Origin of the sequence: Cyanobium sp. CH-040 (assembly GCF_024346135.1) — a bacterium.
Taxonomy (GTDB): Bacteria; Cyanobacteriota; Cyanobacteriia; order PCC-6307; family Cyanobiaceae; genus NIES-981.
Genome location: NZ_JAGQCJ010000004.1, coordinates 163,714 through 184,382, shown reverse-complemented (window position 1 = coordinate 184,382; position 20,669 = coordinate 163,714). Strand labels below are relative to the sequence as shown.

General features: G+C 73.1%; 16 protein-coding genes and 1 tRNA gene. 11 read left to right on the top strand and 6 right to left on the bottom strand.

Going from position 1 to position 20,669, the window contains the following annotated elements; translation table 11 throughout:
* Window positions 1-11 precede the first annotated feature (11 nt).
* Genes KBY90_RS05950 through KBY90_RS05925 form a run of 6 tightly spaced genes read left to right on the top strand, consistent with a single transcriptional unit; the run spans window position 12 to window position 7,499 of the window.
* Window positions 12-680, top strand: a complete 669-nt coding sequence (locus tag KBY90_RS05950; RefSeq protein WP_254967551.1) for a lysophospholipid acyltransferase family protein — start codon at window positions 12-14, stop codon at window positions 678-680.
* Window positions 680-1,990: a 3-deoxy-D-manno-octulosonic acid transferase gene (locus tag KBY90_RS05945; RefSeq protein ID WP_254967550.1), complete on the top strand. Its 1,311-nt coding sequence runs from the start codon at window positions 680-682 to the stop codon at window positions 1,988-1,990. Before KBY90_RS05950 ends, KBY90_RS05945 begins: the two co-directional genes overlap by 1 nt.
* A complete protein-coding gene (lpxK, locus tag KBY90_RS05940; RefSeq protein WP_254967549.1) occupies window positions 1,990-3,018 on the top strand; it encodes a tetraacyldisaccharide 4'-kinase in 1,029 nt (342 codons plus the stop codon). The genes KBY90_RS05945 and lpxK overlap by 1 nt, the downstream gene beginning before the upstream one ends.
* Window positions 3,011-4,138, top strand: a complete 1,128-nt coding sequence (gene lpxB / locus KBY90_RS05935; protein ID WP_254967548.1) for a lipid-A-disaccharide synthase — start codon at window positions 3,011-3,013, stop codon at window positions 4,136-4,138. The genes lpxK and lpxB overlap by 8 nt, the downstream gene beginning before the upstream one ends.
* The gene (locus tag KBY90_RS05930) at window positions 4,135-5,937 is read left to right on the top strand and encodes an ABC transporter ATP-binding protein (RefSeq protein ID WP_254967547.1); all 1,803 of its coding nucleotides are present in this window, start codon (window positions 4,135-4,137) and stop codon (window positions 5,935-5,937) included. The genes lpxB and KBY90_RS05930 overlap by 4 nt, the downstream gene beginning before the upstream one ends.
* A complete protein-coding gene (locus tag KBY90_RS05925) occupies window positions 5,934-7,499 on the top strand; it encodes a carotenoid oxygenase family protein (protein WP_254967546.1) in 1,566 nt (521 codons plus the stop codon). Before KBY90_RS05930 ends, KBY90_RS05925 begins: the two co-directional genes overlap by 4 nt.
* 12 nt (window positions 7,500-7,511) lie before the next feature.
* On the opposite strand, the gene KBY90_RS05920 is transcribed toward KBY90_RS05925, so the two are convergent.
* The 3 genes from KBY90_RS05920 to KBY90_RS05910 are packed head-to-tail and all read right to left on the bottom strand — an operon-like array spanning window position 7,512 to window position 11,016.
* Entirely contained in the window at window positions 7,512-8,834 is a 1,323-nt protein-coding gene (locus KBY90_RS05920) for a glycoside hydrolase family 1 protein (protein WP_254967545.1), read from the bottom strand.
* Between the two features lie 46 nt (window positions 8,835-8,880).
* Window positions 8,881-9,486, bottom strand: coding sequence for an RdgB/HAM1 family non-canonical purine NTP pyrophosphatase (gene rdgB / locus KBY90_RS05915; protein WP_254967543.1), 606 nt, complete (start codon window positions 9,484-9,486; stop codon window positions 8,881-8,883).
* 48 nt (window positions 9,487-9,534) lie between these two features.
* On the bottom strand, window positions 9,535-11,016 hold the full coding sequence (locus KBY90_RS05910; protein WP_254967542.1) for a phosphoglucomutase/phosphomannomutase family protein: 1,482 nt from the start codon (window positions 11,014-11,016) through the stop codon (window positions 9,535-9,537).
* Window positions 11,017-11,108: 92 nt separating this feature from the next.
* On the opposite strand from KBY90_RS05910, the gene KBY90_RS05905 reads away from it, so the two are divergent.
* Window positions 11,109-12,563 (top strand): TM0106 family RecB-like putative nuclease, encoded by a 1,455-nt coding sequence (locus KBY90_RS05905; RefSeq protein ID WP_254967541.1) that lies wholly within the window; start codon window positions 11,109-11,111, stop codon window positions 12,561-12,563.
* Here KBY90_RS05905 and KBY90_RS05900 read toward each other — a convergent pair.
* Window positions 12,551-13,558 (bottom strand): folate-binding protein YgfZ, encoded by a 1,008-nt coding sequence (locus KBY90_RS05900; protein ID WP_254967540.1) that lies wholly within the window; start codon window positions 13,556-13,558, stop codon window positions 12,551-12,553. The genes KBY90_RS05905 and KBY90_RS05900 overlap by 13 nt on opposite strands.
* Complete coding sequence (pyrE, locus tag KBY90_RS05895) at window positions 13,555-14,118, bottom strand: orotate phosphoribosyltransferase (protein WP_254967584.1); 564 nt, start codon at window positions 14,116-14,118, stop codon at window positions 13,555-13,557. The genes KBY90_RS05900 and pyrE overlap by 4 nt, the downstream gene beginning before the upstream one ends.
* A gap of 181 nt (window positions 14,119-14,299) precedes the next feature.
* Between pyrE and KBY90_RS05890 the strand changes: the two genes are divergently transcribed.
* The 4 genes from KBY90_RS05890 (at window position 14,300) to KBY90_RS05875 (ending at window position 17,388) form a co-directional block, all read left to right on the top strand.
* Window positions 14,300-14,848 carry an Occludin/ELL family protein gene (locus KBY90_RS05890; protein WP_254967539.1) on the top strand — a complete coding sequence of 183 codons (549 nt, stop codon included), beginning with the start codon at window positions 14,300-14,302 and terminating at the stop codon, window positions 14,846-14,848.
* Between the two features lie 25 nt (window positions 14,849-14,873).
* Window positions 14,874-14,946 (top strand) — tRNA-Ile (locus KBY90_RS05885).
* A 73-nt stretch (window positions 14,947-15,019) separates the two neighbouring features.
* Complete coding sequence (locus tag KBY90_RS05880; protein WP_254967582.1) at window positions 15,020-16,357, top strand: hemolysin family protein; 1,338 nt, start codon at window positions 15,020-15,022, stop codon at window positions 16,355-16,357.
* 38 nt (window positions 16,358-16,395) lie between these two features.
* Window positions 16,396-17,388, top strand: coding sequence for a Gfo/Idh/MocA family protein (locus KBY90_RS05875; protein ID WP_254967538.1), 993 nt, complete (start codon window positions 16,396-16,398; stop codon window positions 17,386-17,388).
* A gap of 15 nt (window positions 17,389-17,403) precedes the next feature.
* On the opposite strand, the gene KBY90_RS05870 is transcribed toward KBY90_RS05875, so the two are convergent.
* Window positions 17,404-20,649 (bottom strand): glycoside hydrolase family 15 protein, encoded by a 3,246-nt coding sequence (locus KBY90_RS05870; RefSeq protein ID WP_254967537.1) that lies wholly within the window; start codon window positions 20,647-20,649, stop codon window positions 17,404-17,406.
* Window positions 20,650-20,669: the final 20 nt, after the last annotated feature.

Below are 20,669 nucleotides of genomic sequence, written 5' to 3'. Positions count from 1 at the left end.
AGCGGAATCTGATGCAGAATCCCGCGCTCTCCTGGCTGGCGGGAGCCCTGCTCAATGCCTACGGCCAGCTGGTGCTGACCACCTCCTGGATCCGGGTGAGGGCGGATCCAGCCGCCGAGACCCTGGTGCTCCAGCGGCGTGTGCCGGTGATCTACGCCCTCTGGCATTGCCACGTGTTCTTCATGCCGCTGCTGCGCCTGCATGCCCGGCGGCCGGTGGCGGTGCTGCTCAGCAGCCACCGAGACGCCCGCATCGTGGGGGTGGCGGCACGCATGCGCGGGGTGGATCTGGTGCCCGGTTCATCCACCCGGGGAGGGCTGACGGCCTACCGGCGCCTGCTGCAGCTGCTGCGCGGCGGGCAGTCGGTGTGCATCACCCCCGACGGCCCGCGCGGCCCCGCCCGGCAGGTGAAGCAGGGTGTGCTGCACCTGGCCCGGCAGTCGGGGTGCGCGGTGGTGCCCGTGGGCCTGGCGCTCACGCGCCGCTGCCGGCTGCGCTCCTGGGACCGCTCCGTGCTGCCGCTCCCCTTCGGCCGGGCCGTGCTGGCCCTGGGAGCGCCCCTCTACGTGCCCGGCTCCCGCGACCGGCTCGGGCGCGAGGCCGAGGCCGCCGCCCTGGCCTCGGCCCTGGAGGCCACCAGCCGCGAGGCGGCCCTGCTGCTCGGCCCCGCACGCCGCTGATGCCCTGCCCGCGGCCGGTGCTGCTGCTCTACCGCCTGCTGGGCCTGCTGCTCACACCGGCCCTGCTGCTGCTGCTGCTGGCACGCCTCTGCCGCGGTCGGGAGGATCCCCGGCGCCTGGCCGAACGGCTGGGGTTCGCCGGCCTCCCCCGGCCCGCGGGGTCCCTGGTGTGGATCCATGCCGCCAGCGTGGGGGAACTCACCAGCCTGCAGCCCCTGCTGGCTGCGCTGGCCGGGGCGGCTGCCGCGGCGCAGCGCCAGCCGCCGGCCGTGCTGGTCACCAGCGTGACCCGCACCTCGGCCCGCCTTGCCCCGGCGCTGCTGCCCCATGGCGTGCTGCATCAGTACGTGCCCATCGACCACTGGCTGGCCCTGGCTCTGTTCCGTCGTCACTGGCGTCCCGACCTCGGTCTGCTGGCGGAGGCGGAGCTGTGGCCGGAGCTGGTGCATGCCATGCCGCATCCGCTGCTGATCAATGCCCGCGTCAGCGAGCGCTCCTATCGGCGCCATCGCCGCCTGCCCTGGTTCAGCCGCTGGCTCTACGGGCGCTGCGAGGCCTGTTTCGCCCAGTCGGCCGCCGACGCCGGGCGGCTGCGGCGGCTGGGGGCGCCGGCGGCCCTGGCGCTGGGTTCCACGAAATGGGACGCGCCGCCGCTGCCGGTGCGGCACGCCGCCCTGGAGCAGCTGCAGCGGCTCTGGCCGGATCGGCCCGTGCTGCTGCTGGCCAGCAGCCACGACGGCGAGGAGGACCTGCTGCTGGTGGCCTGGGCCCGCATCTGCCGCGAGCTGGAGCCCCGGCGGCCGGCGCTGCTGCTGGCGCCGCGCCATCCCGAGCGGGCGGCTGAGGTGCTGGCGGGGGTGCGGGCCCGGGGTCTCAGCGGGCAGCGCTGGAGCCGGATCGATCCGGCCAGGGCAGGCGCCGGACCGCCACCGCCACCGCCACTCGAGGTGCTGGTGGTGGATGGGCTCGGGTTGATGGGCACCTGGGTCGCCGCCGCCGATCTGGTGGTGATGGGCGGCAGCTTCCGTCCCGCCGGGCGCAGCATCGGCGGTCACAATCCCCTTGAGCCGGTGCGCGGCGGCCGGCCCGTGGTGTGCGGACCGGACATGGCCAATTTCGCTGAACTCAGCGAGCAGCTGGAGACGGCCGGCTGGCTGCGGCGCTGCGCCACCGCCGCCGAGGCCTGGGAAGCGGTGGTCGCCTGGATGCGGCATCCCCCCCGGCCGGCCGCGCTGCCGCCCCTGCACGGTCCATCGCAGCGGATCGCCGCCACCGTGCTGGAGCGGCTCCGGGCCCTGGAGGCGGGCTGATGCCGCCGCCCACCCCCCGCTTCTGGTATCGCCCGCGGCCCGGCCTGCGGGCCTGGCTGCTGCGGCCCTGCGGCTGGCTCTACGGGCTGGCGGTGCACGTCCATCGGCTGCAGAGCCGGCCCTGGCAGCCGCCGCTGCCGGTGGTGTCGGTGGGCAACCTCACCCTCGGCGGCACCGGCAAGACCCCCCTGGTGATCGCCCTGGCCCGGGAACTGACCCTCCGCGGCTGGCGGCCGGCGGTGCTCAGCCGCGGCTACGGCAGCGGCCGCCGCGAGCCCCTGCGGGTGGAGCCGCAGATGGCTGCCGCGGCGGTGGGCGACGAGCCCCTGGAATTGGTGCGGGCGCTGCCCGGGGTGCCGGTCTGGATCGGCTCCGACCGGGTGGCCTCGGCCCGTCGTGCCCTCGAGGCTGGGGCCGATCTCCTGCTCCTGGATGACGGCCTGCAGCACTGGCGCCTGGCGCGCGACTGTGACGTGAGCGTGCTCGACGGCCAGCGGCGCCTGGGCAACGGCCTGCTCTTTCCCGCCGGCCCGCTGCGCGAGCCGCCCGCCGCCCTCGCCCGGGCCGACCTGCTGGTGCTCACCGGCATGGAGCCGGAGCCGGGAGCCCTCGCCGGACTGCCCTGGCCCGCCGAGCGGCCCTGGTTCGGCATCCAGGGCCGCCTGGCGTTGCCCGCCGGGCTCCGGGAGCGTCCCCTGCTGGCCTTCTGCGGCATCGGTCTGCCGGAGAAGTTCTTCGCCGCCCTGCGGCAGGAAGGCTGTCGGCTGGTGGGCTGCGAGGCCTTCCCCGACCACCATCCCTATGCTCGCACCGACGTGGAGCGGTTGTTGACACTGGCCCGGGCGCAGCAGAACGCCACCCTCGTGACCACCGCCAAGGACTGGCAGCGGCTGGTGCCCCTGCTCGAGCCCCGGGAGCGGGATGGCGTGCTGCCGGTGCCTCTGGCGCTGGATCCCGGAGGGGTGGCACGCCTCACCGACGCCGTGCTGGCCGTGCTGGCCAGGCGCGGCTGGGGCCGGCATGGCTGAGCCCCGCCAGCTGCTGCTGGTGGCCGGCGAGGCCTCCGGAGACCTGCATGGTGGGGCCCTGCTCCAGGCCCTGCGGCGCCGTGACCCGGCGCTGGAGGTTGCCGGGGTCGGCGGCGAACGGCTGCGGGCCGCCGGCATGACGACCCTGGCCGACGTGAGCAGCCTCTCGGCCGCCGGCGTGGTGGAGATCCTCGGCAGCATCCGGCGCCATCACCGGGTGATGCGCCTGCTGAAGCGCCGGATGGACCGGCAGCGCCCCGATGCGGTGGTGCTGATCGACTACCCGGGGTTCAACCTGATGGTGGCCCGCGAGGCCCACCGGCGCGGCATCCCGGTGTTCTTCTACATCGCCCCGCAGGTGTGGGCCTGGGGACGGGGGCGGGCCCGGCGCATGGCCGGCTTCATCGATCGCCTGGCGGTGATCTTCCCCTTCGAGGAGGGGATCTTCAATGCCCATGGCCGGGAGTTCGCCCGCTACGTGGGCCATCCCCTGCTCGATGAGATCCAGGTCACCAGCAGCCCGGAGCAGACCCGCCGGCGCCACGGCCTCGATCCGCGGCGGCCCCTGCTGGTGCTGATGCCCGGCAGCCGTCGCAGCGAGATCCGCCTGCTGCTGCCCGTCCTGCTGGCCGCCGCTGAACAGTTGCGCCGCCGGGGCTGGCAGGTGGTGCTGCTGCGGGCTTCCACCATCGATCCCGCCGTGCTGGAGCGGGAGGCCGGCGGCGGGTCCCTGCCGCTGTTCTGCATCGCCGACGACACCGTGAATCTGCTGCATGCGGCCGACGCCGGCCTGGTGTGCTCGGGCACGGCCACGCTGCAGGCGGCGCTGCTGGGTTGCCCGCACGTGATCGTCTACCGCTTCAACTGGCTCACCCTGCTGCTGGCGCGGCTGGTCACCCGTCACCGGGTGCTGGGGCTGCCCAACGTGATCCTCGGACGGCAGGAGTTCCCCGAGCTGCTGCAGGAGCGGGTCACCCCCGCCGCTCTGGTGGCGGCCCTGGAGGGTCTGCTCGCCGACCGGCCCCGGGTGGAGGGGGCCATCGCCGAGCTGCGCCGGCGCATGGGTCCGCCCGGCGCCTCGGCCCGCGCCGCCGATGCCCTGCTGGAGCTGCTGCCATGAGCACCTCGACCCCCGCGGCCACGCCGTCCGGCTCCACCTACCGGCGTCTGCTGGCCTACGGCCGCCGCCATCTGTGGCCCACGTTCCTGCTGGCGCTGCTGTTCAACCTCGGCTACGGGGCCTCCACCGGGGTGGTGCCGCTGGTGATCCGCTACCTCTTCGATCAGGTGCTGCCCAGCGGCGACCGCAGCAAGCTCTACTGGGCGCCGGTGGCGATCCTTGTGGTGATCGGGTTGCGCGCGATCAGCCAGTACCTGGGGTCCTATCTCACCGAATCGGTGGGGCAGTCGATCACGGCCGATCTGCGCGCCGAGCTGGCCGGGCGGGTGATGCTGCTGCCCCAGGCCTACATCGACCGCAGCAGCTCCACCACCCTGATCTCCCGTGTGCTCAGCGATGTGACGCTGGTCAAGACGGGCATCGTCGACGGCCTCACCTCGCTGGTCAAGGACGGCCTCACCCTGGCGGTGCTGGTGGTGGTGGCCTTCTACCAGGACTGGCTGCTGTCCCTGGTGGCGTTCATCCTCTTCCCCCTCGGCGTCTGGCCGGTGCTGCGCTCCTCCCGCAAGGTGCGCCGCCACTCCAGCCGCGGCCAGTCGAGCCTCGGACGCCTGGCCGCCACCCTGCAGGAGGCCCTGGTGGGATCCCGGGTGGTGAAGGTGTTCGGCATGGAGGGCTACGAACTGGAGCGCTTCGAGCAGGAGAACCGCTCCGTGCTGCGCTCGGCCCTGCGCACCACCCGCGCCAAACTGGTCAACCAGCCCCTGATGGAACTGCTGGGGGCGGCCGGCTTCAGCGCCGTGCTGATCTACGGCGGTGAGGCCGTGATCGCCGGCACCCGCACCACCGGCAGCTTCTTCGCCTTCCTCACCTCTCTCTACCTCTGCTATGCCCCGTTCAAGGGGCTGGCCAAAGCCAACGCCGTGCTGCAGCAGGGGGTGTCGGCGTCCCGGGATGTGTTCGCCATCCTCGACACCCCGCCCGATCCGGCCGACCCGCCCAGCCCGCGGCCGCTGGGGCCGTTCCGCCAGGCGCTGCGGGCCGAGGCGGTGACCTTCGCCTACAACCAGGAGCCGGTGATCCGCGGGCTCGACCTGGAGCTTGCCCATGGCAACACGGTGGCGCTGGTGGGGCCCAGCGGCGGCGGCAAGAGCACGATCATCGACCTGTTCTGCCGCTTCTACGACCCCACCGCCGGCCGGATCACCATCGACGGGATCGACCTGCGCGAGATCAGCCAGGCCGCCCTGCGCGCTCAGATCTCGCTGGTGGATCAGAACACCTTCCTGTTCAACGACACCGTGGCCAACAACATCGCCTACGGCCACGGCTACGGCGACCGCTCCACCACCCGTCGCCCGCCCGGACGGGAGGAGATCGAGGCCGCCGCCCGGGCCGCCAACGCCCATGGCTTCATCGAGGGCCTGCCGCAGGGCTACGACACCCTGATCGGCGAGAACGGCGCCCTGCTCTCCGGCGGGCAGCGCCAGCGTGTCGCCATCGCCCGGGCGCTGATCAAGAACGCCCCGATCCTGTTCCTCGACGAGGCCACCTCAGCCCTGGATTCGGCCTCCGAGCAGGTGGTGCAGGAGGCCCTCGACCGGCTGATGGCCAACCGCACCACCCTGGTGGTGGCGCACCGCCTCTCCACGGTGGTGAACGCCGACCGCATCTGCGTGATCGTGGGCGGCCGGGTGGTGGAGGCCGGCACCCACGTGGAACTCCTGGCTCGCGGCGGCGTCTATGCCGGCCTAGTTTCGTCACAATTCGCAACCGCTGAAGCCATATCTCCCGTATGACCGCCACCCCCTCCGCGCCAGCCCCCGCGTCAGCTTTAGCCCAGCCTGCCGGCTACGACCGTGCCGACTGGGCCAGCGCCTTCCGCAATGTGGGCAGCGAGCTCGCGGCGGTGCCCCTCAGCGCCGCCCGCGGCCGGATCCCAGGCGAACTCAGCGGCTGCCTCTACCGCAACGGTCCCGGCCGGCTGGAACGGGGCGGCCGCTGGGTGCACCACCCCTTCGACGGTGACGGCATGGTCACCGCCCTGCGCTTCGAGGGCGGCCGGGCGAGCCTCAGCAACCGCTTCGTGCGCACCGCCGGCTGGCAGGCCGAAGAGCAGGCCGGCCGGTTCCAGTACCGGGGTGTGTTCGGCACCCAGAAACCGGGCGGCGTGCTGGCCAATGCCTTCGATCTGCGCCTCAAGAACATCGCCAACACCCATGTGGTGCGTCTGGGCGATCAGCTGCTGGCCCTGTGGGAGGCGGCCGAGCCCCACGCCCTCGACCCCGACACCCTCGAGACCCGCGGCATCTCCCTCCTCGACGGCGTGCTCAGGCCCGGCGAGGCCTTCAGTGCCCACCCCCGCTTCGATCCCGGCCACCACGGCGGTCCGCGCATGGTGACCTTCGGCGTCAAGGCCGGCCCCACCAGCACCATCCGCCTGATGGAGTTCGCCAGCGCCGACGACCCCGCCGCCGGCGTGCATGCCGGCCAACTGCTGGCCGAGCGCCGCGACAGCTTCCGGGGCTTCGCCTTCCTGCACGACTTCGCCATCACCCCCCAGTGGGCGGTGTTTCTGCAGAACGCCATCAGCTTCAATCCCCTGCCCTATCTGCTCGGCCAGAAAGGAGCGGCCCAGTGCCTGGCCTCCAGGCCCGGCGAGGCCGGCCAGTTCTGGCTGATCCCCCGGCCCGGCAGCGCCGCCGCCGAGTGCCACCCCGAGCCTCTGCGGGTGCCGGCGCCCCCGGGTTTCGTCTTCCACCACCTCAACGCCTTCGAGGATCCGTCAACGGGCGAACTGGTGGTGGATTCGATCTTCTATGCCGACTTCCCCTCCATCGGTCCCGGCACCGATTTCCGGGCGGTGGACTTCGAGAGCATCCCGGAGGGTCAGCTGCTGCGCTGCCGCATGGATCTGGAGCGGGCCCAGCGTGACCCGGCCGGGGCTGTGCGCCACGACTGGCTGGAGCAGCGCTGCTGCGAGTTCGCCATGGTCAACCCCGCCCGGCAGGGGCTCGAGCCCCGCTACGCCTGGATGGCGGTGGCCGAACGGGAGCGCGGCAACGACCCCCTGCAGGCGATCGAGAAGCTGGATCTGGCCACGGGCGAGCGGCGGGTGTGGAGCGCGGCGCCGCGAGGCTTCGTCAGCGAGCCGGTGATGGTGCCCCGCCCCGGCAGCGATCCCGCGGCGGCCGGCTTCAGCCCCGAAGATGGGGGCTGGGTGCTGTGCGTCGTCTGGAACGGCGCCCGCTGCGCCAGCGATCTGGTGATCCTCGACGCCGCCGACCTGAGCGAGCAGGCGGTGCTGGAGCTGCCCTTGGCCATCCCCCACGGCCTGCACGGCAGCTGGGTGCCGGCCTGAGGGCCTCCCGGCTCAGGACTGAGCCTGCTGCTTCCGCAGCAGCTCGGCCAGACGGCGAAATTCGGTCACTCCCGGGGTCGGGATCCGTTCCTGGCTGCTGAAGTCCACCCGGTACAGCCCGAAGCGCAGGGCGTAGCCGTCAGTCCACTCGAAGTTGTCGAGCAGCGTCCAGTGGAAGTAGCCCTGAACGGGGATCCCCTCGGCCACGGCGCACGCGAGCGCATGGGCGTGGGCCCGCAGGTAGACGGGCCGCAGGTGGCCACCGGCGTCGGCCACCCCGTTCTCGGTGACGATCAGGGGCAGCTGGTAGCGCGTCCAGGCCTGGCGCAGCAGCACCAGCAGCCCCTCGGGGTGCAGTTCCACACCGGCGTCGCTGAGCCGCCCGGGCCCCTGGTGCAGGCTGGCCCAGCCCGGAGCGCGCGGATCGAAGCCCACCAGGTTCCGGCGGTAGTAGTTGATGCCGACGAAATCGGCCGAGCCCCGCAGCTCGGCCAGGGGCTCCTCCAGCCTCGGGAATCCCGGCAGCCGCAGGCGGATCACGCCGTCGCGGACGGCGTCGTAGAAGGGCCAGTTGAAGCCGCTGCGCACCTGAGCGGCCGCCAGGCGATCGGGCAGCCACCAGCGGCGCAGGGGCTCGGCCTGCACCAGGTGCACGGCGGCACCGATGCGCCCGTCAGGCACCTCCCGGCGCAGCGCCCGAGCCGCCAGGGCGTGGCCCTGGAGCAGCCCGGTGAAGGCCTGGGCCGCCAGGGCCGGATCGCGCCGGCAGGGGGGCCATTGGCCGGTCACATAGCCGTAGAGCATCGCCACATTCGGCTCGTTGACGGTGCACCAGAGCCGCACCCGCGTCCCCAGCCGTCGCCCGGCCTCGGCCGCGAAGGTCTCGAATCGCCCGGGGAACTCCGCGGCCGTGAGCCCGCCCCGCTCAGCCAGCCAGGCCGGCAGGGTGAAGTGCAGCAGGGTGAGCATCGGTTCGATGCCTGCCCCGTGGAGCAGGCTCAGTTCCTCCTCCGCGTGGTCCCAGGCGGCTTCATCCCAGCGGTCCGGCCGCGGTTCCAGCCGGCTCCACTCGAGTGAGAGCCGGTGGGCGTTGGCGCCGAGCCGCCGGATCAGCTCGGTGTCCTCCGCCAGACGGTTCCAGTGGTCGGCGGCCGGGCCGCTGACGGCTCCGCCGGCGATGGCCCCTGGCTGACGCTCGAACCGGGCCCAGTCGTTTCCGGTGGTGTTCCCGTCCACCTGGTGGGCGGAGGTGGCCACACCCCAGAGGAAGCCCTTCGGCATCGGCACCACGAACGGATTCTCCGGCACTGCGTCGAAGCGGGGCTGGCTGGGCATCGCCGGCTGCCTCCAAGGCATCAGCTTCGCTGCAACAGGTTCGGCATCAGGCCAGCAACTCCTGCAGACGCGGCACCAGCAGCGCGAAAGCCCGTCCCCGGTGGCCCAGCACCGCCTTCTGGGCCGGGGCCATCTCGGCGAAGCTGAGGCCCGCCTCGGGCACGAAGAACACCGGGTCGTAGCCGAAGCCGCCGCCGCCGCGGGGCACCTCAAGGATCGTGCCCGGGCAGATCCCCTCCACCTCCAGCCGCACGGCGCCGCCGGGGTCGGCCAGGGCCAGGGCGGCGGTGAACCGGGCGCTGCGGTCGCAGCTGCCCGCCAGTTCCCGCAGCAGCCGATCGATACGGGCCGCATCGCTGGCGCCATAGCGGGCCGAGTGCACGCCCGGGGCGCCGCCCAGGGCCGTCACGCTCAGGCCGGAATCGTCGGCGAGGGCCCAGCAGCCGGTGGCGCGGGCCGCCGCTGCGGCCTTCAGGCGGGCGTTCGCGGCGAAGGTGGTGCCGGTCTCCTCCACCTCCAGCCCCTCGGGCTGGGGCTGCACCCGGAGCCCGAGATCCGCCAGCAGGGCCCCGAACTCGCGCACCTTGCCCGGATTGCCGCTGGCGATCACCAGCGTGGGGGGCGGTGGGGTGGCGTTCGCGGTGGCGGCCAAGCGATCAGTGGGCACGGATCGGGCGGAGGGCGATCAGGCGGTGAGCGATCAGGCGGCGAGGGCGAAGTCCCGCGCCCAGTCCAGCACCGCCGCCACCCGCTCGGCGCTGGGGGCTTCGCTGTAGAGGCGCAGCAGGGGTTCCGTGCCGGAGAAGCGCAGCATCAGCCAGTGACTGGCGCCCAGCCTCAGCTTCACGCCATCGGTGCGGTTCACCTCCAGCACCGGCATGCCGGCCACGTCGACCGGCGGTGCCTCGGCCAGGCGCGCCTCCAGCCGCTGACGGGCGGCCATGTCGGCCAGGCGCAGGTCGAGCCGGTCGTAGCTGGCGGCGCCGCCGTGGGCCTGCTGCAGGGCATCGAGGCGCTCGCCCAGGGGCACGCCTCCCTCCACCAGCGCCTCGATCAGCAGCAGCGCGGCGAAGGGGGCGTCGCGCTCCGGCAGGTGCATGCCGAAGCCCACCCCACCCGATTCCTCGCCCCCCACCAGCACCTCGCCGGCGAGCATCTCGGCGGCGATGTATTTGAAGCCCACGGGCTTCTCCAGCACCGGCCGGCCCAGGCCCTCGGCCACCAGCTGCATCAGGTCGGAGCCGCTCACGGTCTTGATCACCGTGCCCGGCAGGCCGCGGGCCCGGGCCAGGTGGTCGATGAACAGCGGCATCAGCAGCTGGGTGCTGCAGAAGCGGCCGCGTTCATCGATGGCGGCGATGCGGTCGCCGTCGCCGTCGAACACGATGCCCACCGCCGGCCGCCCGGTGGCGGTGCTGGCCTGCACGGCGGCGATCAGCTCGGCCAGGTAGGGAGCCAGGGGCTCGGGCGGGTTGCCGCCGAAGAGGGGATCCCGCTGGGAACGGATCTCGCGGATCGCACCGCCGGCCACGGCCCGCTCACCCAGCAGGGCCGGCAGCACCCCGGCCGCCGAGCCGTGCATCGGATCCACGATCACGGTCAGTCCCAGCCGCTGCAGGCCCTTGGCCAGGGCGGCGGTGTCCACCTTGCTGCGCAGGCCGCTCAGATAGGCCCCCAGGGCATCGAAGCGCGGCTCGCCCCCCGGGCTGGCCGGCGGGATCGGCACGCTGACGCCGCCGGCCGCCAGCCGCGTCTCCACCCGTCCGGTGAAGTCGCCCTCCACCGATCCGCCGAAGGGGCCCTTGATCTTCAGGCCCAGCCATTCGGGCGGGTTGTGGCTGGCGGTGATCACCAGGGCCCCCAGGGCGGCGCGCTCCACGACCGCCCAGCTGGAGGCCGGCGTGGGGGTGGGCGAGGCGGCCAGCACGGGCTCGAGATTCACCCCCCGCACGGCGCTGCAGATCGCCTCGGCCAGTTCGGGAGCCAGGAAGCGGCGGTCGTAGCCGATCACCACCTCGCGGCTGCCCAGGTGTTCCGGCGCCGCGTAGGCCAGTTCGGCCGCGGCGGCGGCGGCCACCGTGAGCAGCCGCTCCACGGTGATGTCCACGCCGAGGATGCCGCGCCAGCCGTCGGTGCCGAAGGCGATCGGAGCCGCCTCCAGGGGCAGGGGGGCTGAGGCCATGGACGCCGGCAGGGCACTGTTCGGCGGTCAGCTTGCCCGAGTCCGGGGCCTCCTGGCCAAGGGCCCCGGCGGCCGCTGCCTAGCGTGACCCGATGGCCCCGCCCCTGATCACCGACCGGCTGCTGCGCAGCTGGCTGCGCTGCAGGCGCCGGGCCTGGCTCGATCGTCACGGTGACCCAGGCCAGCGGCTCTGGACGGCCCACCGTGCCCTGGCCCTGAGCGACCAGCTCGCCAGTTTCCAGAGCCTGCTGCCGGAGAAGCCCGGCCACGGCGAGGCGGCCTGCGCCGCCGCGGCTCCGGGCGTGGTGGGGCTGCGCCTGCGCGGCCGCTCCGGTGCTGACGTGGCGCTGGAGGCTCACCCGGCGCTGCTGGAGCGGGTGCCGGGTGCCAGCGTGTGGGGCGAGCATGCCTACCGGCCGGTGCTGGGCCGCCAGGGCCGCAACCCCCCCCGGGAGCACCGCTGGCTCCGGGCCCGGTGGGGGCGCCTGCTGGCGGAGCGCCAGCAGGCGCCGGTGCCCCAGGCCCTGGTTGTGGCGGGTGCCGGCCGGGCCCTGCAGCGCGAACGGCTGACGCTCTCCGGCGGCCTGCAGGCCCAGCTCGAGGAGGCCCTCAGCAAGCTGGCGCTGGAGCTGGGCCGCCGGGAGCCGCCACCCCTGGTGGCCGACCGCAAGAAGTGCGTGCTCTGCAGCTGGCGGGGGCTCTGCGACCAGGAAGCCCGCCGCGACGGCCATCTCAGCGAGGTGAGCGGCATCGGCGGCAGACGCCGCGAGATGCTGCTGGATCAGGGCATCACCAGCCTGCCCCAGCTGGCCGCCAGCGATCCCCAGCAGCTGGCGGAGGCCCTGGCGGTGCATGGCGACCAGCACCGCGACAGTGCCGCCGCCCTGGTGGCCCAGGCCCGGGTGCAGGCCAGCGGCCGGCCCGAGTGCCTGCTGCCGGAGGGTCCGGAACCGCTGCCCGAGCTGGCCACGGCCCCCGGCGTGCTGCTCTACGACATCGAGTCGGACCCCGACGCCCGCGACGACTTCCTGCACGGCTTCGTGGTGGTGCGGCGCGATTCCGGCGGCGCCTGGCCGCGGCTGCCGCAGCCCGGGGAGAGCTGGCCCTACCGCCCCCTGCTGGCCCTGCAGGAGCACGGCGAGGAGCGCCTCTGGCGACGGCTGCGCCGCTACCTGGCCGGCTACCCCGGCTGGCCGCTGCTCCACTACGGCGAAACCGAGGCGATCGCCCTGCTGCGCCTGGCCCGCCGCCAGGGCGCTGACGAGGCGGAGGTGACGGCCCTGCGCGCCAGGCTGCTGGACGTGCACGCCAGGCTGCGGCGGCACTGGCGCCTGCCGGTGAACAGCTACGGACTCAAGGCGGTGGCCGGCTGGCTGGGCTTCCGCTGGAGTCAGAACGGGGTGGACGGAGCCCGCTGCCTGCTCTGGTGGCGCCAGTGGCGCCGGGACGGCGGCGCCCGGCGGCTGCAGCGGATCTTCACCTACAACCGCGACGACAACCTGGCCACCTGGGCGGTGGTGCGCTGGCTGCTGGATCAGGAGGCCTGAGCTGTCGGCTCCCCCCCCGGCCCCACCGGCGGCATCACGAACCCGTCCGGTGCCGACAGCTGCAGCCGGGGAGCCGCGCCGCCGCTGCCGGCCTGCAGCTGCGGCTGCCCCAGGGCCCGCCGGCGCACCAGGGCCAGGCCGATGCGGTCGCCGCTCTCCAGCTCCAGGGCGGAGCTGATCACCCCCAGACGCGTCCCGGCGCCTGCCGTGGCGTCGCCGCTGCCTGTTGCCTCCGTCTGGAGCTCCTGCAGCACCTGGCCCACCTCCGGGGCCGGCACACCGGGCTCGGCCTGCCAGTGCCAGCGGTGCAGCAGCTGCCTGACGCCGTCGTAGGTGGCCAGCTTGGCCAGGGTCTCCTGGCCCACGTAGCAGCCCTTGCGCAGGCTGACCCGATCGGCCAGCCCCAGCTCGAAGGGGTTGTGGTCGTCGTTGATCTCGCCCGGCACCGCCGGCACACCGCCCTGGATGCGCCAGCGCTCCGCCTCCCTCGCACCCAGGGGCGTGCGCCCGGCCCAGGCCGCCGGCAGGGCTGTGTCGGACGCCAGCAGCAGCGCCCGGCCCAGCCGGCCCTGCCCAAGCTGCCAGCCGCCGCCGCCCGCCAGTTCCTGCCAGCGACCCGCTTCCGCGGTCTCCAGCTGCTCGGTCTCGCCTGGCACCGGCTCCACCAGCCAGCCGGGCTGCGGGGCCAGCAGCCGCACCCGGTCGGCCGGAAACAGCACCCGGTCGAGGGCCTGGTGCACCTGGGCGCCGTCACCGGCGGTGACCGCCAGCCAGGCCCCGCCGGCATCCACCAGCACCTCGGCCAGGGCCCGAAGGCGGGCGGTGGGGGTGATGCAGCAGGTGGGGATCCACTGTCCTGGCCGGGCCCCTTCGATGGCGGCGCTGGTCTGGCCGTGCAGCACCCGCAGGGCATCGCTGCCCTCCAGGCGGATCAGGGAGGCCGGTCGCCGGGTCAGGGAGGGACCCGCCGGTCGCCAGTTCCAGGGCGTGCTCATGCCTTGCCCCCCGCCAGGGCCGCACGGCAGGCCGCCACCTCGTCCAGCCGGAACAGGCTGCGCAGCTCCAGGCCGGCCTCGGTCATCGCCTCCAGGCCGCCCTCCTGCCGGTCCACGATCGTCACCACCCGGTTCACCCGGTAGCCGGCCTCACGCAGCTGGTTCACCGCCAGCAGCGACGAGCCGCCGCTGGTCACCACGTCCTCCAGCACGGTGACGGTGCTGCCGGCCGGGGGCAGGGGACCCTCCAGCCAGGCGCCGGTGCCGTGGCCCTTGGCCTGCTTGCGCACGATCAGGGCCGCCAGCGGACGGCCGTCGAGCGCGGCCCGCATCGCCACCGCGCTCACCAGGGGATCGGCGCCCAGGGTGAGGCCGGCCACGGCCGCGGCGTCCGCCTCCACCTCCTGCAGCAGCAGCGCTCCCAGCAGTGCCAGCCCCTCCCCGCTGAGGCTCACCGGTTTGCAGTTGACGTAGTGGGGGCTGGTGCGTCCCGAAGCCAGGGTGAAGGTTCCATGGCGGTAGGCATGGCCGGCCAGCCGCTCCAGCAGCAGCTGCCGCATCGCCACGGGATCGGCCGGCAGGCAGAGCCGGGGCTGAGACTCCAGAGACGGCACTGGTGAAACGGCGTTGGATTGCCTAGTTTGGGTGTGGAAGCTTCCGCCCGAGGTCCCTGTGATGACGCTCCCTCCGCGTGCGTCCTCTGCTGCGCCAGCCGCACCGCGTGCGCTCGCGGGGGCGCTGATGGCCGCGCCTGTGCTGGCCGCCTGCCTGCTGACCACGGCGTGGGCCCAGCCGGCGACCGCCGGCCCGGTGGTCTGCACCACCACGCTCGAGGCTCCGCCCGCGTCCTCTGCTGGAGCTTCGCTGGCGGCGCCGGTCGAGATCACCCGCTGCGGCAGCGTTCAGACCGCATCCGAGCTCATGGAGCAGCGGTTCTACAGCTACACGGCCCCCTTCGCCCGCGGCGTCAGCCTCAGCAACCAGATCACCGATCTCTTCGGCATCGCCATGGGCGGTGTGGAAGGCAACCGGGTGATGGGCTTCGGCTTCACCGATCAGACCATCGTCTGGGATGGCAGCGCCGTGGAGAACACCACCAACTTCCTGCTGGATCAGCAGAGCGATCCGATGCCGCTGCGCACCGGCGACATCTCCAGTGGTTTTTCCGGAAGCCTCAGCGGTGCCGCCGAGCCCGTGCGTGTGCAACCGGTGTCCCAGAGTGCTCCGCAGTCGTTCTCCATGCAGGGCGGCGATGCCAGCTGGTCCGCTCCCGTGCGTGGCCTCTGGTGAGCAGGGCGGCGCGTACCGCGCTGCCGGGGGTCTAGCAATCTGGTGAATGCAGCGGACTCATAATCCGCCGAAGGCGAGTTCGATCCTCGCGACCCCCATGCTCCCGTCGACCCGGCGACCGATCCAGCGACAAGCGCCGCCCTGCCGTCCAGTGACGGGCCCATCTTCGTGATCCTGATCCTGGCTCTGGCGGCGCTGATCGCCCTGCGCGCCTTCTTCTCGGCCGGAGAAGCCTCCCTGATGCAGCTGCGCCCCAGCCGGGTGAACCAGCTGGTGGAAGCGGGCGAGCCTGGTGCCGCTGCCGTCGCCAAGCTCCAGCGCCGCCTGCGCCGGGCCCTGGTCGCCACCCAGCTGGGCTCGGTGCTGGCCCTGGTGGCCTTCGGCTGGGCCGGCCGTGGCCTGGCCGAACGCCTGCTCCAGCCTGCCGCCGCCGCCCTGCCGGGGCTGCCCCAGGCCTGGCTCGATCTGGGGGTGTTCCTGCTGATGGCGCTGCTGGCCACCCTGTTCGGGGGACTGGCGCCCAAGGCCTGGGTGCTGCACAGTCCCGAGCGCTCGGCCCTGCGGCTGGGACCGCTGCTCGATGCCCTCAGCGGCAGTCTGGCGCCCCTGCTGGGTCTGGTGGAGCGCCTGGGCGGGCTGCTGCTGCGGTTGCTGGGCCTGCCCCGCAACTGGGATGACCTGGTGCCGGTGCTCTCGGCCGGGGAGCTGGAGACGCTGATCGAGACCGGCAGCGTCACCGGCCTGATGCCCGATGAGCGCAACATCCTTGAGGGCGTGTTCTCGCTGCGCGACACCCGGGTGCGGGAGGTGATGGTGCCGCGCGCCGGCATGGTCACCCTGCCCCTGGAGGTGACCTTCGCCGAACTGATGCGGGCCGTGCATGACACCGCCCACGCCCGCTTCCCCGTGATCGGCCGCTCCCTCGACGACGTGCGCGGCCTGCTCGACCTGCGCCACCTGGCCGATCCCATCGCCCGCGGGCTGCTGCAGCCCGATTCCCCCCTGGCGCCGTACATCCGGCCGGTGGCCCGGGTGCAGGAGAGCAGTTCGCTGGCGGAACTGCTGCCGGTCATCCGCAGCGGCCAGCCCCTGCTCGTGGTGGTGGACGAGCACGGCGGCACCGAGGGCCTCGTCACCGTGGCTGACCTCACCAGCGAGATCGTCGGCGAGGAGGAGAATCCGCTCGAGCCCGACGACGGCCTGATCGGCCTGGACGAGGGCTGCTGGTCGGCGGCCGGTGATCTGGAGATCTTCGAGCTCAACCGCCATCTGCCGCTGGCGTTGCCCGAGGCGGAGGGGCACCACACCCTGGCCGGCTTCCTGCTCGAGCGGCTCCAGCACATCCCCTCCGCCGGCGAGGGCCTGCGCTGGAAGGGCTACCAGTTCCAGATCCTGGCCATGGATGGCCCGCGCATCGAGCGGGTGCGGATCGAGCGGCCGATCGAATCCGTCACCGTGGAAGCCCAGAACGGGGAAGCCCAGAACGGGGAGGTCGAGCCGCAGGACTAGCGCATCGTCGATAATCGGCTCAACCGAACGCCGTTGCCATGAACCCGGTCCGCGTGGGGGTCATCGGCATCGGCAACATGGGCTGGCACCACGCCCGCGTGCTCAGCCTGATCAAGGACGCCCAGCTGGTGGGCGTGGCCGACCCGGACCGGGGCCGCGGCCAGCTCGCCACCCAGCAGTTCGGCTGCGCCTGGCATCCCTCCTACGAGCCGTTGCTGGAGGAGGTCGACGCGGTGTGCATCGCCGTGCCGACCCTGCTTCACCACCCGGTGGGGCTGGCCTGTCTGCGGGCGGGCAAGCATGTGCTGATCGAGAAGCCGATCGCCGCCAGCCAGGAGGAGGCCGCCGCGCTGATCGGTGCCGCCGAGCGCGCCGGCGTGCTGCTGCAGGTGGGCCACATCGAGCGCTTCAACCCCGCCTTCCGCGAGCTGCTCAAGGTGGTGGCCAACGAGGAGGTGGTGGTGCTGGAGGCCCGGCGCCACAGCCCCAACCCCGAGCGCGCCAACGACGTGTCGGTGGTGCTCGACCTGATGATCCATGACATCGACCTTGTGCTGGAGCTGGCCGGTGCCCCCGTGCTGCGCGTGGCTGCGGCGGGAGGGCGCAGCGCCGAGGGGCCGATCGACTACGTGAATGCCACCCTGGCCTTCGCCAATGGCGTGGTGGCCAGTCTCACGGCCAGCAAGATGGCCCACCGCAAGATCCGCAGCCTCAGCGCCCACTGCCGCGCCAGCCTGGTGGAGACCGACTTCCTCAACCGCACCCTGCACATCCACCGGCGGTCCCACCAGTCGGTGAGCGCCGACCACGGCGAGCTGGTGTACCGCTCGGACGGCCTCGTGGAGGAGGTGAGCACCACCTCGATCGAGCCGCTCTATGCCGAGCTGGAGCACTTCCTGGCCTGTGTGCGCGGCAATGAGTCACCGGCGGTGGACGGGCTGCAGGCCTCCCGGGCACTGCTGCTGGCCGACCTGATCGAGCAGTGTGTGGAGCAGCCCAATCTCTGCATGAGCCTGGAGCAGCCGATCTGAGCCGCTCCGCCAGGCTCAGTCGCCCTGGCTCAGTTCCTTGAGGGCCTCGAGCTGCCAGCGGCGGCAGGCGGCCGGGGAGGCCCGGTAGAAGCGGTCCCAGGCCGCGGCCTTGTGCCGGCCGTACTCCTCCGCCGGCACCTGCGGGTGCGTGCTCTGCCAGCCCACGCGCACGGCATGGCCGATCACCACGTCGAGGGCCAGGTCGTCGTCGAAGCGCACCTGCGGGTTGGCTTCCGCGAAGGCCATCAGCGTCATCAGGGTTTCGGTGCAGAGCTGCCGGTACTCCGGGGCCTCGATCTTGCTGAGCAGGTGTTCCACCAGGGAGGCGAAGTTGCGCTCCCCCGGGGTCTTCTCGCTCAGCAGCGGCTCGCTGGCCAGGCGGTTGCGCTTCTCCAGCTTGTCGCCGATGACGATGCCGCGGCAGTGGTGCAGCAGCTCCCACACCCCGGCGTAGAAGTCGCGCGGCACCCGCCCCAGGGCCCCCAGGCGCATGCGGTGCTGCAGCCAGCAGTCGCCGCCCGGCAGTTCGTCCAGGGGGTCGGGCACGGTCCAGCGCACCCGCCCGCTCACGTGCAGCTGCTCCTTGCGCTGCAGGGCGGCGCGGGCATGGTCGGCATCGAGCAGCACCGCCCGCAGACGCCGGCGGATCGCATGGGGCGGCTGCTGACAGAGCGCCTCGAAGGCATCGATCGGGCTGAGGTCGGCCTCCTGGGCCAGCTCGCTGGTGAGCAGCAGCAGCAGTTGCCCGAGCTGCAGGGTGAGACTGCCGCTGAGCAGGCTCGGTTCATGGCGGGCCAGGCCATCGAGGGCCAGCAGCAGTTCCTGCTGCAGCATCCATTCCCGCCCATCCTCGCCGCTGAAGCGGCGGATCATGGCGGCGACCGCCCCGCTGGTCTGAGGGGCGGTGATCAGGGAATCGGCGGTGTAGTTGCGCCCCACCACCACCTGCTTCTGGCGGGCCAGCAGGTCGGAGAGGGCGTCCTCCAGCTGGGGATGCACCAGCTCCAGCTGGGCGGCCATGCGCCGCACCACGTCCCAGTCGGCCTCCCCCAGCGCCCGGCGGTACACCTCCTCGGCCAGGGTGCGCAGGGCCACCGACTGACCATCGGGACCCTGCAGCCGCGCATCGACGCCGAGCCGGCGGCCCAGCTGCTCGAGCACCTCGCCCTGTTCCTCCAGGGAGGTGCTGGTCCACAGCCGTTCGGCCAGGTCGCCGATGCTGAGATCGTCGCTTTCCAGCTCCTGCTCCTCGGCGGCCGAGAGCGGCGCCTGCCGGGTGCTCGCCTGCAGTGGTGTGTCGGCGGCGGCGGGGATGGGCGCCGCCACCGCTTCGGGAGGCAGCTCCACCCAGCTGGCCAGATCGGCCAGCTCCTCCAGCGCACCCAGCCGCACGGGCACGCCGTCCACCTGGCCGCCGCGCAGCTGCTCCCCCAGCTCCAGAAAGGGCTCGGGATTGGCCCGGAACGCTCCTTCCGGCACAGGGATCAGCAGCAGCGGTGCACCGGGACCGGCCCAGTGCCGCCGCAGCAGCCGCAGTTCCGCCACCACGCTGTCCACCAGCTGCACCGGGTCGTCGGCCAGGTAGAAGGTGCCCTCCTCGAGCACCGCCGGCAGGAAGGCAAGCCGTTCCGGAGCGCCCGGGCCCCCGAGGCCATTGCCGCCGGTGCCCGCGGCCGCGGCTGCGTCGGCCCGCCGGTAGAGCCGTGCGGTGGCCAGGGTTCGCATCGTGCTCGGTGGATGACCGCTCAGGCCCAGCCGGGGGTTGGCCCCCACCCGGGCCAGCCGCCGGGCCAGCTCCTCGGAGGCGGCGATCCGGAATCCCCCTGCCACGGCCCCGGCGCCGCAGTTCGGCAGTCCGTGGGCGTCCATCCGGGCGGCGATGGCGTCGCTGGCCGGCACCAGGGCCACCAGCACCTCCTCGGCGCCGAGGCGGGCAGGCAGCCGCCGCCCGCTGGGATCGAGGTCTGCGGGGGTGATCAGCCCGGCCAGCAGCAGGTCGCCCAGCCAGGTGAGGCTCTGGGTCCAGAGCAGGGGCACGTTGGGGTTGGCCACCCGAGGCTGGCTGCCGGGCTGGCGGCGTTCGGCCTCCACCGACTCCTCCGGCACCAGATAGAGCTCGGGCAGCAGGGCCACCCCGTTCACCAGCAGGCTCACGCTCGCCAGCCGCTGGCGCCACTGACGGGCCTCGTCCCAGCGCTCTTCGCAGCAGGCCGTCACCAGCTCGTAGGCCCAGAACAGGGGCCATTCGCACTCGATGTGCTCGAACTGGGCCAGTTCCTCCCGTTCGTAGTGCAGGCGGGTGTGGTCCTCCACCACCGTCTGGTGCCCGTCGCGGCGGAAGCGCTTGTAGCCGTAGCCGCCGCTGAGATCGTTGCGGATGCGGGTGCGGGTGCGCTCAGCCAGCTGGGGGTCCTCCACGGCCCAGGCCGGGTAGCCGATCACCGACAGACAGGCCGCGTCCACCTCCTTGCTGGCCGACTCCCGCGGCAGCAGGCCCTGCAGCGCCCGCCGCAGCCGCACGATGGCGTCGTGGGGGATCACCAGGCAACAGCTGCCGTCACCGTGGGGGCCGTAGAGGTCGAGACCCTCGAGCGCCTCCAGGGCCGCCTTCACCAGGCCGATCGAGCTGGCGTTGCGCTCCGGAAGGCCGTGGTTGCCCTTGTCCCCCCGCTCCCAGATGCCGTAGTCCGCCACCCTGTGGGCCTGAGCCACGTAGTACACCAGGTTCTGGAGGAAGTCGCGCTCGTGGCTGGAGCGCACCACCACCAGGCCGGCGCGGGTGAGCTGGGCGAGCTGCAGCAGAAACAGGCCCGTGGCATCGAGCTGCAGGTGGCCCCAGCCGTCGTCGGGCACCACCGGATTGCCGGTGGCGGTGTCGAACTTGGCGTGGATCGCGTCGAGACGGTGGCGGCTGTGCTTGAAGCGCTCCACCTTGGCCGCCTGCCGCAGCATGGCGTTCATGAGGCCGCGCATCAGCTGCAGCACCCGCTGCTCCAGCTCGAAGCTGCGCCGGCTGGGCCCGCCCAGGCGGCGGTGGGCCAGGGCCAGCCCCCACACGCACTGGATCGAATAGACGCAGTCCCGCACCCAGGCGTCACCGTAGTTGCCGTGCACGGTGTGGGCCGTGCTGGCCGGCAGCAGACCACTGATCGGATGCTGGCGCGCCAGCACCACCTGCTCGATCTGGCGATCGAGCTCCCGCAGCACCGCCCAGGCCTGCTCCTGGTCAACCAGGGCCGTCAGGGGCGGTGCACTGGTCATCGCGGGGAAGGGGGCGGCAA